The organism is Streptomyces sp. NPDC002306, from assembly GCF_053593435.1.
Window position 1 is genome coordinate 321,950 of sequence record NZ_JBSFCK010000007.1, and the last position, 14,312, is coordinate 336,261.

Consider the following 14,312-nt stretch of genomic DNA (forward strand, 5'->3'; position numbering starts at 1 on the left):
ACGTGGAATTCTGGGCCACTCGCACCCGGTTTGAGTGTGCCGCGCGCCGGAGCCGTATCCAGGACGAGGCTCTTGCAGGGAGGACAGATGAAGGTGACCCGACCGATGCTCGCGGCGGCCGCCGCCGTGGCGGTGCTGTCGCTGGCGGGCTGCGGCTCCGGCTCCGACACGAAGGCGGCGGTGCCGGTGACGGCGACCGGCAGCCTGGAACACCTGGCAGCCGAGGTGAAGTGCGCGCCGGACATGCAGACGGACGCCGACGAGATCCGCCAGGCGGTGTGCAAGAACTCCGACGGCAAGTTCATCCTGGCGACCTTCGCCACCGACCGCGGCCAGCGCGAGTGGATCAACTCGGCCAAGGACTACGGCGGCCACTACCTGGTCGGCCGCAAGTGGGTGGCCGTCGGCGAGGACAGCACCGTGGCGGCGCTGCGCACCACGCTCGGCGGGGACATCGAGCAGGGCACCGACCACGCGGCGCACACCGGTCACTGAACTGACGGCGGACGGCGCGTACGGCACGCGAAAAGAACCGGCGGTGGGAATCTCCCACCGCCGGTTCTCTTCGTGTCGGGCTAGCCCGCTGCCGTCACTGGCAGCGCTGACCCCGGTTGATGCAGTTGGCGATCTTGTTGTTCAGGTTCCCCGTCATCACGTTGATGAAGTCGTCGTGATCGGTCGCCGCCTTGTGGAGCTGCTCCGGGAAGCCGTCCACCGCGTAGGGGTTCTTGACCTGTCCGTTCTGCAGGACCGGGGCCGGAACGTTGTACACCAGGCGCATCGTCAGCTGGGGGATCGCCTTGAAGCCATTGGCGCAGTTGCCGTTGGCGTCGGCGAAGGCGACGTGCGTGCGGTGGTTGGCGCTGTCGACGTTCTGGCCGTCCCAGCAGCTCTGGAAGGCGAACGTACGCACCACGCTGCTGCCCCTCGGGCAGATCGGGTACTGCTGCGTGAGCTGCACCTTGTTCTCGAAGCCGGTGCAGCTCCAGTGCGCGTTGGCGTTCGCCAGACCGTTGGTGGTGGTCTTCGCGTCACCGGTGATGATGCGCAGGAACTGCGGCATCGCGACGACCTTGGCCTTCGGGCTGCCGACGAACTTGATCTCCGCCTGCTTGGGGACGAGGATCTTGCCGACGTTGCCTTCCTTGCCACCACCGTCGTTGTTCTGGTCGAAGTCCTGCGTCCCGTTCTGGAGACGGATCACCGGCCAGTAGTACGACGACTTGTCCTGCTGGTTCTGGCAGGTCGACTCGGCCGCCGCGAACTTGTCGTTGTTCGCGAAGGCGTCGTTCGACTGGTTGCCCACGTAGTCGTGCAGGTGGTGCGCGCCGTTGGTCACGCCGGGCGCCACGATCACGTTGTCCGTGTTGTGGTTGCCGTTGGCGTTGACACCGCACTTGGTGACGAACGTACCGGTCGACGCCTGGCGGTTGTTGCGGGGCTTGGCGGCGACGTTCGCCTTGACCTTCGTGATGTCCACGAAGTCGGCCGCGTTCGGGCCGTTGCCGGCCTGACCGCCGTTGCCCGTCTGACCGCCGTTCTGGCCGTTGCCGGGGGCCGCGCTGGGGCTCGCGGTGTTGCCGTTGTTGTTCTGGCCGCCATTGTTCTGGCCGCCGTTCTGCTGGCCGTTGTTCTGGCCGCCGTTGTTCTGCTGACCGCCGTTCTGGCCGCCCGCGTTGGTCTGGCTGGCGGGAGTCGCGGTGCAGGAGGCGAGGGTCTCCAGACCGGCGGGCGTGGTGCCGCCGACCCTGGTGATCTCCAGCTTGATCCGGTCGATGATGTTCGCCCGGCGCTCCTTGAGCGGCTGGAGGATGGAGTTCTGAACGAAACTCGCATCCTTGGCCTGCGCGTCGCGGGTGGTGGCCAGGCGCTGGTAGGCCTCGGTGATCTGGCGGTCCAGGTTGGCCAGTTCGCCGTCGACGTCGGCGCGGGCCTGGGCCGGCACGTCCGTCAGCTTCTGACCGATGTCCGGGCAGGAGACCGTGGCGACCTGAGCTGCGGCGGCCTTCGTCTGGTTCCAGCCGTTGCTGTTGTTCGACTCATGCGCCGAAGCGTAGAAGTTCGCCCAGATCAGCCCGCCCCCACCGAGCGCTAGGGCCGCCGATGCTGCAATGGCCTTGTTGGCCAACGGCGTACGGCGTTTACGTGTATTGCGTCCCATGGAACTCCTCTGACTTCCTTGAGGGGCAGCTTCGAGGCGCCCGACAGGAGTGAAGCGGCTCCCATCCATACGGAGGCGGTCCCACGGGTGTTCAAACGTCTCAGAAATTGATGAGAGAGCCGGGACACAATCCCTCCCCAACTCCCGCATCAGCCACTCGGGTTGTGATGATCAGCGGTCCTGGTCCAGATAGGCGAGCACCGCCAGGACGCGACGGTTGTCATCGTCCGACACCTCGAGTCCCAGTTTGGCGAAGATGTTGGCGGTATGTTTGGCGATCGCCCGTTCCGTCACCACCAGCTTGCCGGCGATCGCCGCGTTGGTCCGCCCCTGTGCCATCAGCTCCAGCACCTCCCGCTCCCGCGGGGTCAGCCGCCCCAGCGGCCGGTCCTCCGACGTCCGCCGCGCCAGCAGCTGCTGGATCACCTGCGGGTCCATCGCCGTACCGCCGGCCGCCACCCGTCGTACGGCGTCCACGAACTGGTCAGCGTCGAACACCCGGTCCTTGAGCAGATAGCCGACCCCGCCGGTGCCGTCGGCGAGCAGCTCACGCGCGTACAGCTGCTCCACATGCTGCGAGAGGACCAGCACCGGCAGGCCGGGCCGGTCCCGACGGGCCCGCAGCGCGCACTGGAGGCCCTCGTCGGTGTGCGTCGGCGGCAGGCGTACGTCCACCATCGCGACGTCGGGGCGCGCTTCGGCCAGCGCCCGGTCCAGCTCGGGGCCGGACTCGACGGCGGCGGCGATCTCGAAGTCGTAGGCCTCCAGCAGTCGGACCAGTCCGTCACGCAGCAGGAACAGGTCCTCGGCTAGGACAACTCGCACGGGATCTCCATGGTCACCATGGTGGGACCGCCCGCGGGAGAGCTGACGGCCAGGACGCCGTCGAATGTACCGAGCCGTCGTTCGACCCCGGTCAGGCCCGAGCCGGCCCCGATCGCGGCACCGCCCCGGCCGTTGTCCGTGACCGAGATCCGCAGCATGCCGTCGGCGTGGTGCAGGTCCACCCAGACACGGTCGGCGTCCGCGTGCTTGACGGCGTTGGTGAGGACCTCGCTGACGGCGAAGTACGCGGCCGACTCCACGGGAGCGTCCGCCCGGCCGCCCGGCTCCACCGTCACCTCCGTCGCGATCGGCAACCGCAGCGCCAGCGCCCGTACGGCGTCGCCCAGCCCGCGCTCCGCCAGCACCGGCGGATGAATGCCCCGCACCAGGTCGCGCAGTTCGGCGAGCGCGTCCGCGGAGGACTGCCGGGCCTGCGCCAGCAGCAGCTTCGCCTTCTCCGGGTTCTTGTCCAGGAGCATCTCGATGGTTCCCAGGTCCATGCCCATCGCCACCAGCCGGGCCTGCGCCCCGTCGTGCAGGTCACGTTCGATGCGGCGCAGTTCGGCGGCCGAGGTGTCCACGGCGTCCCGCCGGGTCTCGGTCAGGACGCGGACCCGCTCGGCCAGTTCGGCGGGACCGGGAGCGAGGACGGCCCGGGTGAGCCGGAAGTGGGCGGTCAGCAGCCGGGGGGTGAACCGGTGGGCGAGGACCAGCAGGACGGCGGCCAGCGCGGCGGCTCCGAAGGCGGTCGTCTGGTCGCTGACCGGCACGAAGCCGTACCAGTAGGGGCCGTACTCGCCGTACGGGCCGCCCGTCATGGTCCGCCACAGCCCGGCGGCCAGCGCGAACCCCTCCAGGGGATAGAGCAGCAGGACGGCGGGCGCCAGCGCGGTCACGAACCCCGCCGTCATGTCGACCGGCAGCCAGCGCAGGTCCCGCCAGGTCGCGGGATCCCGCAACAGCGCGAAGGTACGCGTCCACGGATCGGTCTTCTCCGGCGGCGGCCGGTACGCCGACGGTATGTGCACCCCGCACCACTTCGCCGCGAGCCTGCGCCGCACGTCCGCGAAGTCCCGTACGCCACCGAGTATCCAGGGGGTGGTGACCAGGCCGACGCCGATCGGAACGAGTGCGAGGGAGACCAAGGCGAGCGTGAAGCACAACACCGCGACCGGGAGCATCGCCAGGGCCAGCACGAGCCCCCGGACCGCGGCGAGCGTGACGTCCCGCAGTCGCTGACGCCCCGCGTCCTTCTTCGTGTCGATGTCCATGGCGTCAGTCTCGTGGACCGCCGGACGGCGGTCACTGGGCCGAGGCCCCCGCTCAGGGGGTGGTGCCAGGTACACCCGTACCGGCCGCCAGCACCTTGGCCTCCACCGCCGGATCGAGCCCCGTGAAGCTGCGGTCCGGACGCAGGGGCGCGGTGCCGCCGATGTCCCGCAGCCACTTCCAGGTGTCGGCCACGGTCTCGGTGACCGGCCGGCACACCAGGCCCGTGGCCAGCGCCCGGGAGACGTCCACGCGGTACACGGCGCCGTGCAGCTCGCTGTCCGGCGGCACCCACACCGGCAACTGCGTCCACGGCTCGATGCCCGCGCCGAGGACGACGTCCGGCTCGGTCCACCGCAGTTCGGCCGACCCGCCGGTGACCTCCGCGCACGCGTCGAGGAACTCGCCCATGGTGGCCTGACCCTGCTCGCTCACCAGGTTGTACGGGCCGCTCGACTCCCGTTCGACCGCTTCGAGCACCCACGCGGCGAGGTCACGGACGTCGACGTACTGGAGCCCGAGATCCCGCGGCCCGGGCGCGAGGACGGGCCCGCCCCGCGCCATCCGGGTGAGCCACCAGGGCAGCCGGCCGATGTTCTCGTACGGGCCGAGGATCAGCCCGCACCGCACCAGCACCGACCGCTCGGCCCCGAACTCCGCCACCGCGGCCAGCTCACCGCCCCGTTTGTCGCGCGCGTAGTCGGTCCGCTCCGCGTCGGCCGAGGCATCCTCGACCAGGGGCGCGTCCTCGGCGTACCCGGCGGGCGGCGCCCACGCGTACACCGAGCAGCTCGACACATACACGTAGCGCCGAACGCGGTCCCGCAGCAGCCGCGCCGTGTCCCGTACCGCGCGCGGTGCCGCGGACCAGGTGTCGACGACGGCGTCCCACTCGCCGTCCGCGAGGGCGGCGAGCCCGTCGGGCGCGGTGCGGTCGCCGACCAGGGAGCGGGCGCCGGGGACGGCCGCGTGCCGCCCCCGGTTGAACACCGTCACCTCCCAGCCGCGTCCGAGCGCCGCCTCGGCCACGGCCCGCCCCACGAACTCCGTACCACCCAGCACCAGAAGTCTCATGCCGGTGACTCTGCCCGGTCCTGCCCCGGCGGGGAACCCCCGTCTGCTGTCGGCAGACGGCGGGCGGCGGGCGGTAGACGACGGAGAGCGCGGAGGGGCGAGTGGGGGGCTCAGTGGGTGAGCGGCGGGGAGTACTTGTAGCCGACGCGGCGGATCGTCTGGATCGAGCCGCGGTACTCCGCGCCCAGCTTGCGCCGCAGCCGGGCGATGTGGACGTCGACGGTACGGCCGTCGCCCACGTGGCCGTAGCCCCACACCGTGGTGACCAACTGGTCGCGGGTGTGCACCCGGTGAGGGTGCGCGACCAGGTGCGCGAGCAGCTCGAACTCCAGGTATGTGAGGTCGAGCGCCCGCCCGCTCACCGCGACGGTGCGCTGCACGGGATCGACGCGTACCACCGGCTCGCCCCCGGCCGGGGCGGCCTGCTCCTCGGCCTGCGCCGGGTCGGGCACCGCCACCGGCAGGAACGGCGGCTGCTGGTCGGCCGGGACGAGCACCAGGTAGCCGATCATCGGCGGATGGCCGGGCAGGACGGGCAGGGTGTGCTGCGGCGCGGGCAGCCAGGTGGCACCCGGCGGCAGGAGGCCGGCTACGTCCACCACCTCGTCCCGGTCGACGGCACGCAGTCGGTGCCGCCCGGGGGAGGGGGAGGTGGTGGCGGTCGTCGCGACGGGGGAGAAGGAACGAGTGGTCGCCATGAGAGATCAGCTCTTTCGCGCGAGAAGTTCGTCGGGAAGCTCGACGACCGCGAGTTCGTGGTCGGGTCCGCCGAGGACGTACGTCGTGCGCGCTGGCCGAAGGCCGGGGTGTACGGCTTTAGAGGGCCGGCGCGTTCATCGCGCGGCAACACACCCGGTCGAAGTCGTGGTGCTGACGGGAAGGCCAGAAGGGCTCGAGGTCATGGCGACCCGTCGCGGTGCACTTCCTGAAGCTGGCCATGAACCCATTGAAGCAGAAGCCGGAGCCCGGCAGGAGACTCCTCTCAAGGACCGGACGCCTTCGCGCCACACGGCCGCGCTGCGCGTGCCCGCTGGACGACAGGGCGACGCGGCCGACGCGGCCGACGCGAAGGGGCGCCCACCGGATCGGTGGACGCCCCTTCACGGGTGGGCGGGGGATCAGACCTGGCCGGCCTTCTCCAGCGCGGTGCAGCAGGTGTCGACGATCAGACGCGTCACCAGGTACGGGTCGACGTTGGCGTTCGGGCGGCGGTCCTCGATGTAGCCCTTGCCGTCCTTCTCGACCTGCCAGGGGATACGGACCGAGGCGCCACGGTCCGACACCCCGTAGGAGTACTCGTTCCAGGGGGCGGTCTCGTGCAGACCGGTCAGCCGGTCGTCGATGCCGGCGCCGTAGTTCTTGACGTGGTCGAGCGGCTTGGAGCCCTCGCCCAGCGACTCGCACGCGGTGATGATCGCGTCGTAGCCCTCGCGCATCGCCTTGGTGGAGAAGTTGGTGTGCGCGCCCGCGCCGTTCCAGTCGCCCTTGACCGGCTTGGGGTCGAGGGTGGCGGAGACGCCGAAGTCCTCGGCGGTGCGGTAGAGCAGCCAGCGGGCCACCCACAGCTGGTCGGAGACCTCCAGCGGGGACAGCGGGCCGACCTGGAACTCCCACTGGCCGGGCATGACCTCGGCGTTGATGCCGGAGATGCCCAGGCCCGCCTGCAGGCAGTTCTCCAGGTGGGCCTCGACGATCTCGCGGCCGAAGATCTCGTCGGCGCCGACACCGCAGTAGTAGCCGCCCTGGGGAGCGGGGAAGCCGCCCTCGGGGAAGCCCAGCGGGCGCGGACCGTCGAAGAACGTGTACTCCTGCTCGATGCCGAAGATCGGCTCCTGGCCGGCGAACTTCTCGGCGACCTCGGTGAGCGCGGCACGCGTGTTGGACTCGTGCGGCGTCATGTCGATGTCGAGGACCTCGCACAGGACGAGCACGTCGTCGCCGCCGCGGATCGGGTCGGGGCAGGTGAAGACCGGCTTGAGCACGCGGTCCGAGGCGTGGCCCTCGGCCTGGTTCGTGGAGGACCCGTCGAAGCCCCAGATCGGCAGTTCCGCAGCCTGCGCCGACTTGTCGGAGTCCGCCAGTATCTTCGTCTTCGAACGGAGCTTGGCCGTCGGCTGGGTGCCGTCGATCCAGATGTACTCAGCCTTGAAGGTCACGGGCCACATCCTTCGGGGGTGGGTCTCTAGGCGCACTTGCGGGTGCTGCGGTGCTGCGGCACCGGGGCGCCGCACCTGATGCGCGCAAGCCTGTCAACAGGCGATTTCCCGATCATTGCCCGACTGTGAACCCCGTGTTACCGGGCCTGCTGTGGCGCGGTTCACGGTGTGCGCGGGCCCGTTCCGCGGCGGGTCGCCGGTCGCGGTCGCCGGTCGCGGTCGCGAGGACGGGCGAGAAGGGCCGGCGGGCCGGGCCGGTGGGCCGGCTCGTATGCGATGGGTGTGAGCGGCGCTCGCGCGGGCAGGCCGACGCGGTACCGGACCCGGACATGCCGGTCCTGCTGCCCCTGGCCGGGAGCAGCAGGACCGGTGACACGTACGAGGGGGCGAACCCGTCCGGACGTCCGGTCGGACGCCGCGCTGTGCCGCGTCCCCGGGCCGGGGTGCCACCTCAAGGATCTTGTCCCGCGTCGGGCCTCACCCCACCTTCTCGATCAGTGCCCGGCGGATCAGGAACTTGCCGGGCTCACGGACCTGTTCGAAGGCCGCGTTGTTGAGCAGGGCACAGCTGCCGGAGACCCCGGTGACCTGCACCGTCGTGGACTTGTTGTTGTCCAGGTTGGTGACCTTCAGCTTGGTGCCCGCCGGGAACTGGTTGCTGGACGCGGCCGGAGCGCCGGCCTCTCCGGAGAGGGTGACCGTCGAGCCGTTGCACACCTGCTGACCGGAAGCGGCACCACCGGCGTTGTTGCCGGTGTTTCCCGCGTTACCGGCGTTACCGGCGTTACCGGCGTTACCGGCGTTACCGGCGTTACCCGCGGGGGCGGTCTGTGCGGGAGCGGTCTGAACCGGCTGAGTGGTCTGGGAGCCCTGAGCCGATTCCCCAACCGCACAACCGGACGCCTTCTGCTGCACCTTGATCTGCGCGATGACCGCCTCGCGATTGGCGATCCGGGCCGCGGACTGCGCGTCCGGGTTGGCCCGTTGACCGTCGATGAAGGACTGGTTGTTGCCGATGGCGGTGGCCAGTCCCAGACAGACGGTCGAGTTCCCCGCGGACAGGGTCTTGGGGGACTGGGAGGCGTTCGAGGTGCTCGCCATGACGAAGGCGCCCCCTCCCGCCACCGCCGCTGCGCTGACCAGCACCGCGAGCTTCTTCTTCGTGCTGAGTGTTTTCCTGCGTGACATGCGCGCCATCCTGAGAGGTAGGGGTGCGTACGCCGCTATGTACGAGATGCCGAACGAAGTTGCTCAGTGGGTTACAGGAGTCACCCAAGTAACCTGTGTCACAGCGCAGTTGACGTGCGGGTTCACGATCCGGTGCGGGACATGGCGTCCCGGACGGCCTCGTCGGTGCGGGCCACCACCGCCGTGCCGTCGTCCGCGGTGATGATCGGACGCTGGATGAGCTTCGGATGCTCGGCGAGCGCCCGGATCCAACGCTCGCGCGAACCGGGCTCCCGCGCCCACTCCTTCAGGCCGAGCTCCTCGACGGCGGCCTCCTGGGTGCGCGTGATGTCCCACGGCTCGAGGCCGAGACGGTCGAGTACGGCGCTGATCTCGTCCCGCGTCGGCACGTCCTCCAGATAGCGGCGGACGGTGTAGTCGGCGCCCTCGGCGTCGAGCAGCGCGACGGCGCCGCGGCACTTGGAGCAGGCCGGATTGATCCAGATTTCCATGGCGCCCACGGTACGCGAAAACCCGTGTTCCTCAGGCGTCACTGTGCCCCCGAAAGCCCTTGTGGCCAGGGGCTTTTGTCAGTGCCGGGCGGTAGAATAGAAGCAGTGTTCGAGGGTGTCGCCGGGGTGGTCGGACCCCGGGGGAGACACCCTGACCGCGACAGGAGGATGCCTGTGCCCGCTGCCGCACTGAAGCCGAAGCCGTTGCCCACCCAGTCCACCGCCAAGCGTGCCGTCCTGCTCGACACGCCCTACGCACCGGTCGAGAAGCGGCCGCTGCCCCCCGGGCGCCCGCGCGAGTGGTACGTCACGCACAACCGCCGCCTCAAGGCGATGCGCCTCGCCATCGCCCTGCTCGACTCCGGTGTCTACGTGCCGAACCAGGCACGCAACGAGACCATACGGAGCACGGCGGAAGAGATCGGCGTCCACCCGCCGTCGGACACGACGTGCCACATGGTGCGCGCGCTGATGCGCTACGCGAGGTGAGCGGCGGCGCCGGGCACGGTCTCGCACCGGCCGCGCCCGGCGCCGGTCCGCTCCGCGCGGCTGCTGTCCGTCGTACCGGGGCGGCTGCTCTGTTGTTCCGTGGCCGGCGTTTTGCCGCTGGCGTTCCGTGGCCGACCGGTTCATCGGGGGAGGTGCCGCCGTCCGGCCGTCCCGTCGTGGGAGGTGCCGTACGCCGTGCGGGCGCCCCGTGCCCCCCGCCCCCGTGCCCCCTCGCCCCCGTGTCCCCGCCCCTGATCGCCCGCGCCCTCAGGCGCCGGACGGGACGGGTCCGGCCAACTCCCGCTCCAGCGGCGTCCGGAACCGTGGCGTCACCCTGGTCGTGCCCAACCACCCCCGCAGCCGCTCCGCCTCGGCCGAGATCAGCGTCCGCGCCTCCCGGCCCACGCCGTCCCCCGCAAGCACCCGCCAGACGATCTCGCCGTCCGGCCGCTGCGCCCAGCCCCCCACCACCCGCCCGTTCCACCACACCGTCGGCCCCACGTTCCCGTTCGTGTCGAACAACGACGGACGCAGTTCCGGCGCCAGGTACCAGTCCCGCTGGCGCCAGCCCATGGCCGTCGGATCGAGCCCCGGCAGCAGCGCCGCCCACGGCTCCTCGGGTCCGGTCACGGGATCGACGTCGCCGTCGGTGACGTGACCCGGGCCCTCGTCCAGGAGCACCTCCCGCGCCCCGATCGCGGCCAGCGCCCGGCGCACGTCCGTCACCCGCCACCCCGTCCACCACTTCAGGTCCGCCTCGGTCGCCGGTCCGCAGGCCGCCAGCCAGTGGCGCAGGAGTCGCGCGCGGGCCTCGGCGGCGTCCAGTTCGGGGTGCTCGGGGGCGGGTGCCCAGCGGAACTGGCTGGACGTCCACGAGCCCAGCGGGCGGCCCCGGACCACCTTCCCCTCCACGCCCAGCACCCGCAGCAGCCGCGTGGAGACGGTGTGGACGCCCTCGTAGCTCTTCCCGGCCGCGTACACGAACTGCTCCCGCAACCGGGGCTCGTCCCGGGCCAGTTCGGCCGCCGTCGCCTGTCCGCGCCGGGCCAGCGCGGCGAGGGCCGACTCCTCGACCTCCGTCAGCCAGGCCGCGTCCGGCGCTCCGGCCTTGCCCATGTCCTTCAGCAGCGAGGCGCGCTCCCGGGCGGCGACGTCGAGGCCGGTCGAGGCGTGCACGACCGCGGTCAGGTCGCTGGGGAAGACGAACACCGTGTGCCGCATGCCGTGCATCCGGACCAGCGTGCGGTCCGTGTAGAGCGCCCGCTCGGCCGCGGCGACCGTCGTCGCCGGGTCGGCCAGGCGCGCGCCCAGCGCCAGGTACACCGTCGCCGGGTCCGTGCCGTGCAGGGCGACCAGGGAGCGGGCGATGTCCTCCGGAGCCGCCCCCCGTGCCGAACCGGCCAGCCGGTGGCGCAGCGCCAGCCGCGCCCGCCGTTCCGTCACGCCGATGTACCGCTCGCCGCCCATGCCGACCTCCGCCCGCCCGCACACCACCGTCCTGGGGGCATCCTCGCCCACGCCACTGACAACCGGGGCCGCCGCGGACCGTCACACGATCGCCGTCCTGGGCATGCGGCACCCCCGCCCAGGGCTTTCACTGCCCTCAGAGGGTGAGTTCGACGGGCGGGTTTCCGAGGGTGGATTCGGCAGGGAGGTCGGATGAGGCTGCACGGTGCGCGGCGCGGGGAACGGAACGGGTTCGCGGGCACGGCACGGCCGGACACCGGCTCGTGACCAGCCCGGTCGACCGCGCCCAGCGCGGCAGGGACGCCCGCAAATACGTGGCGCGTTCCGCGCACGGCCTCTGGCTGCCGTCCGTCGAACGGCCCGACCCCGTCGTCGTCCTTGAGCGGCAGGGACGGGACCGGCTGCCGGAGCTGCTGCCGATCCGCTACGGGCGCATGATCGCCTCCCCGTACGCCTTCCTGCGCGGGTCCGCCGCCGTACTGGCGGCCGACCTCGCCGCCCAGCCGCACACCGGACTGACCGTGCAGTTGTGCGGGGACGCCCATCTGCTCAACTTCGGTCTCCACGCCTCCCCGGAACGCACCCTGCTCTTCGGCCTCAACGACTTCGACGAGACGTTCCCCGGCCCCTTCGAGTGGGACGTCAAACGGCTGGCGGTCTCCGTCGCCGTGGCCGCCCGGGAGAACGGCTACACCGAGACCAAGGTGCGCGAGGGCGTCCTCGCGGCGGTGGCCGGGTACCGCACCAGCATGCGACGGCTGGCCCGGCTCGGAGAGCTCGCCGTCTGGTACGAGTGCATCGAGGCCGACCTGCTGCTGCCCCTGGTGCGCTCCGGGCGCCAACGCCGCCGTGCCGCGTCCAGCCTCACCCGCGCCCGCCGCCGCACCAGCCTCCAGGCGGTCGGCAAGCTGACCGAGATCGTCGACGGCCGGCGGCGCATCATCCAGGATCCGCCGCTGCTGGAGTCGGCCGGTGCCTCCGACACCGCCGCGCTGCGCAAGATCTTCAGCGACTACCGCTCCACGCTCACCGAGGAGCGCCGGCTGCTGCTGGACCGCTACCGCTTCGTCGACGCCGCCCGCAAGATGGCCGGCGTCGGCAGCGTCGGCACCCGCTGCTTCCTGGTGCTGCTGGCCGGACGGGACGACGACGACCCGTTGCTCCTCCAGATCAAGGAGGCCAGACAGTCCGTCCTGGAGGCGCATCTGCCGAGCGGACCGTACGTCCACCCGGGCCACCGGATCGTCGCCGGGCAGCGGCTGCTCCAGGCCGCCGGTGACATCTTCCTGGGCTGGACGACCGGGCCGCAGGGCCGCGCCTTCTACTGGCGGCAGTTGCGCGACACGAAGTGCTCCGCGGACGTCGCCGGGATGGGCCCGGCGCTCCTGCACGCCTACGTCCGGCTGTGCGGCACCGCTCTGGCCCGCGGGCACGCCCGCTCCGGCGACCGGGTCGCCATCGCCGCCTACCTCGGCAGCGCCGACACCTTCGACCAGGCCGTCGCCGACTTCGCGCTGAGCTACGCCGGCCAGATCGTCGCCGACCACGCGGCCCTCGGCGCGGCCGTGGCCGCCGGAGTGGTGTCGGCCGCCCCGGGCGGCTGACCCGCCTCACCCGCCCCGCCTCACCCGCCCCGCCTCACCCGCCCCGCCCCGCTTCACCCGCCCCGCTCGGCCGACCTCCGCACGGACGCCTCCGGCCGACTGCCCGCCGCCTTGGGCACTTCCGGTGTCGCCGGGGCCCCCGGCACCGGTTCCGTCCGGCCGTGGTCGCCGGGGCCGGTCAGTACGGCCGTCGCCAACTTCTCGCGGTCCGCCGGGTGATCGCGCAGCCATCGGCCCAATTGATGCTCGGCGTCGGGGAGTTCGAGGCGGGTGTACCGAGCGCGGGTCGAGAGGGCGTCCTGTACGGCCTCGGTCACGGCCGGCGGGATGACCGCGTCGCTCCCCGGGACCGCCAGCACCGCCCGGCCCGGGTACGCGCGCAGCACGTCGAGCGCGGGCGCCCCGCGCCAGCTTCCGGGCCTACGGATGATCTCGCTGAACCGGCCGGTGCCGTCCCCGAACGGCACCCCCCACGCCTCGGCCGCGTACACCGCGGGGGCGCACAGCCCCAGCGCCGCCACCCGGTCCCCGTAGTGCGCGGTCAGGTCGGCCACCGTCTGCCCGCTCATGCTGAAGCCCACCAGCACCAGGGGGCCGTCCGGCGCGTGCGCGTCGATCACGGACACCGCCTGCCCGAAACGGCGGCGCAGGCTCGACTCCCGCAGCGCTCCGCTGCTTTCGCCGTGCCCCGAGAAGTCGAAGGCGAGGGCGCGGCGGCCACGGGCGGCGAACTCCGCGAGGAGCGGCAGGAGCCGTGCCTTGCTGCCGTTGCCGGCGCCGTGCAGCAGGACGACGGTGGTCCGGCCCGGACCACCGTCGCCGTCGTGCGCACCGCCGCCGCCGTACATGCCGCTCAGTCGTTCACCGTCGGTGTCGTGCCTGAAGGGGGAGAGCGCGCTCATACGCCCATTCACTCACGGCGCGTCCGGCGCACCCGGTTCAGGGGCTTCAGGACGAGAACTTCTCCTGCGGAACCTTCTGTTGCGCGGGCTTCTGCTGCTGTGCGGCCGGCTCCTGCGCGGTCTTCGCCTGCGGTGCCCGGGCCGCCTCGATCGCCTCGCGCAGCGCCTCCTCGTCGGCCTTGCTGAGCGAGGTCTGCACCAACTGGCCGCCGTAGGAGGCGATCTGCGGTACCACCTTGTCCCCGGCCGCGTGCTTGACCAGGACGAAGAGGGCGGCCGCGCCGGGGCGCAGGTTCTGGCTGAGATCCTTCATGAAGTTGTCGTTGATGCCCGTGTCGGTGAACGCGCCCCCGGCCGCGCCGGCCGCCGCGCCCACCGCGGCGCCGAGCAGCGGAGCGAGGAAGAGCAGCCCGATCACGCCGCCCCACACCGCGCCGCCCGCCGCTCCCATCGTCGTGTGGTTGACGGCCTGGTGGAGCTTGATCTTGCCGTCGGCGTGCCGCTCGACGACCACGGCGTCCTCCAGCTCGACCAGATGCTGCTTGGACAGTTCGAACAGCTTCTCGCGCACCTGGTTGGCGGTGGCCAGGTCGTCGTACGCGACAACGAAGAGATTGCTCATCCCGAAACACCCCTTTTGAGTCACTTTGCTACGACTCTAGGTCCAGGGAAAAGGGGATGCACCC

Annotated in this window: 14 protein-coding genes; 3 read left to right on the forward strand and 11 right to left on the reverse strand. The window is 71.6% G+C overall.

Annotated features, from left to right (window positions below; translation table 11 throughout):
* Positions 1-87: 87 nt before the first annotated feature.
* Complete coding sequence (locus ACWCQK_RS17250; RefSeq protein WP_451155973.1) at positions 88-495, forward strand: hypothetical protein; 408 nt, start codon at positions 88-90, stop codon at positions 493-495.
* A gap of 94 nt (positions 496-589) precedes the next feature.
* Here ACWCQK_RS17250 and ACWCQK_RS17255 read toward each other — a convergent pair whose 3' ends face one another.
* The 8 genes from ACWCQK_RS17255 to ACWCQK_RS17290 all read right to left on the reverse strand — a co-directional run bounded on the left by ACWCQK_RS17255 (position 590) and on the right by ACWCQK_RS17290 (position 9,164).
* Positions 590-2,161, reverse strand: coding sequence for a DUF1996 domain-containing protein (locus tag ACWCQK_RS17255; RefSeq protein WP_451155974.1), 1,572 nt, complete (start codon positions 2,159-2,161; stop codon positions 590-592).
* A 171-nt stretch (positions 2,162-2,332) separates the two neighbouring features.
* Entirely contained in the window at positions 2,333-2,986 is a 654-nt protein-coding gene (locus ACWCQK_RS17260; RefSeq protein WP_451155975.1) for a LuxR C-terminal-related transcriptional regulator, read from the reverse strand.
* Entirely contained in the window at positions 2,971-4,257 is a 1,287-nt protein-coding gene (locus ACWCQK_RS17265; RefSeq protein WP_451155976.1) for a sensor histidine kinase, read from the reverse strand. Before ACWCQK_RS17265 ends, ACWCQK_RS17260 begins: the two co-directional genes overlap by 16 nt.
* A 52-nt stretch (positions 4,258-4,309) precedes the next feature.
* Positions 4,310-5,329 carry an SDR family oxidoreductase gene (locus ACWCQK_RS17270; protein WP_451155977.1) on the reverse strand — a complete coding sequence of 340 codons (1,020 nt, stop codon included), beginning with the start codon at positions 5,327-5,329 and terminating at the stop codon, positions 4,310-4,312.
* 110 nt (positions 5,330-5,439) lie between these two features.
* A complete protein-coding gene (locus tag ACWCQK_RS17275; RefSeq protein ID WP_451155978.1) occupies positions 5,440-6,027 on the reverse strand; it encodes a winged helix-turn-helix domain-containing protein in 588 nt (195 codons plus the stop codon).
* A 420-nt stretch (positions 6,028-6,447) separates the two neighbouring features.
* Positions 6,448-7,485 carry a glutamine synthetase gene (glnII, locus tag ACWCQK_RS17280; protein ID WP_451155979.1) on the reverse strand — a complete coding sequence of 346 codons (1,038 nt, stop codon included), beginning with the start codon at positions 7,483-7,485 and terminating at the stop codon, positions 6,448-6,450.
* A gap of 477 nt (positions 7,486-7,962) precedes the next feature.
* Complete coding sequence (locus ACWCQK_RS17285; protein ID WP_451155980.1) at positions 7,963-8,673, reverse strand: hypothetical protein; 711 nt, start codon at positions 8,671-8,673, stop codon at positions 7,963-7,965.
* 122 nt (positions 8,674-8,795) lie between these two features.
* Positions 8,796-9,164 carry an arsenate reductase family protein gene (locus ACWCQK_RS17290; protein ID WP_451155981.1) on the reverse strand — a complete coding sequence of 123 codons (369 nt, stop codon included), beginning with the start codon at positions 9,162-9,164 and terminating at the stop codon, positions 8,796-8,798.
* A gap of 174 nt (positions 9,165-9,338) precedes the next feature.
* Between ACWCQK_RS17290 and ACWCQK_RS17295 the strand changes: the two genes are divergently transcribed.
* The gene (locus ACWCQK_RS17295; protein ID WP_451155982.1) at positions 9,339-9,653 is read left to right on the forward strand and encodes a hypothetical protein; all 315 of its coding nucleotides are present in this window, start codon (positions 9,339-9,341) and stop codon (positions 9,651-9,653) included.
* Between the two features lie 267 nt (positions 9,654-9,920).
* Here the strand turns inward: ACWCQK_RS17295 and ACWCQK_RS17300 are convergent, their stop codons facing one another.
* Positions 9,921-11,120, reverse strand: a complete 1,200-nt coding sequence (locus ACWCQK_RS17300) for a winged helix DNA-binding domain-containing protein (RefSeq protein WP_451156038.1) — start codon at positions 11,118-11,120, stop codon at positions 9,921-9,923.
* A gap of 263 nt (positions 11,121-11,383) precedes the next feature.
* Here ACWCQK_RS17300 and ACWCQK_RS17305 point away from each other — a divergent pair, with 263 nt between their 5' ends.
* Complete coding sequence (locus ACWCQK_RS17305) at positions 11,384-12,724, forward strand: DUF2252 domain-containing protein (RefSeq protein ID WP_451155983.1); 1,341 nt, start codon at positions 11,384-11,386, stop codon at positions 12,722-12,724.
* Positions 12,725-12,777: 53 nt separating this feature from the next.
* Here the strand turns inward: ACWCQK_RS17305 and ACWCQK_RS17310 are convergent, their stop codons facing one another.
* Both ACWCQK_RS17310 and ACWCQK_RS17315 read right to left on the reverse strand, forming a co-directional pair.
* Positions 12,778-13,626, reverse strand: coding sequence for an alpha/beta hydrolase (locus ACWCQK_RS17310; RefSeq protein ID WP_451155984.1), 849 nt, complete (start codon positions 13,624-13,626; stop codon positions 12,778-12,780).
* 46 nt (positions 13,627-13,672) lie between these two features.
* Positions 13,673-14,248, reverse strand: coding sequence for a DUF1269 domain-containing protein (locus ACWCQK_RS17315; protein ID WP_451155985.1), 576 nt, complete (start codon positions 14,246-14,248; stop codon positions 13,673-13,675).
* Positions 14,249-14,312: the final 64 nt, after the last annotated feature.

Coding starts and splice junctions, on each gene's coding strand:
- ACWCQK_RS17285 (WP_451155980.1), bottom strand. CDS start 8,673: ATGTCACGCAGGAAAACACTCAGCACGAAGAAGAAGCTCGCGGTGCTG.
- ACWCQK_RS17290 (WP_451155981.1), bottom strand. CDS start 9,164: ATGGAAATCTGGATCAATCCGGCCTGCTCCAAGTGCCGCGGCGCCGTC.
- ACWCQK_RS17275 (WP_451155978.1), bottom strand. CDS start 6,027: ATGGCGACCACTCGTTCCTTCTCCCCCGTCGCGACGACCGCCACCACC.
- ACWCQK_RS17270 (WP_451155977.1), bottom strand. CDS start 5,329: ATGAGACTTCTGGTGCTGGGTGGTACGGAGTTCGTGGGGCGGGCCGTG.
- ACWCQK_RS17300 (WP_451156038.1), bottom strand. CDS start 11,120: ATGGGCGGCGAGCGGTACATCGGCGTGACGGAACGGCGGGCGCGGCTG.
- ACWCQK_RS17265 (WP_451155976.1), bottom strand. CDS start 4,257: ATGGACATCGACACGAAGAAGGACGCGGGGCGTCAGCGACTGCGGGAC.
- ACWCQK_RS17250 (WP_451155973.1), top strand. CDS start 88: ATGAAGGTGACCCGACCGATGCTCGCGGCGGCCGCCGCCGTGGCGGTG.
- ACWCQK_RS17255 (WP_451155974.1), bottom strand. CDS start 2,161: ATGGGACGCAATACACGTAAACGCCGTACGCCGTTGGCCAACAAGGCC.
- ACWCQK_RS17310 (WP_451155984.1), bottom strand. CDS start 13,626: ATGAGCGCGCTCTCCCCCTTCAGGCACGACACCGACGGTGAACGACTG.
- ACWCQK_RS17315 (WP_451155985.1), bottom strand. CDS start 14,248: ATGAGCAATCTCTTCGTTGTCGCGTACGACGACCTGGCCACCGCCAAC.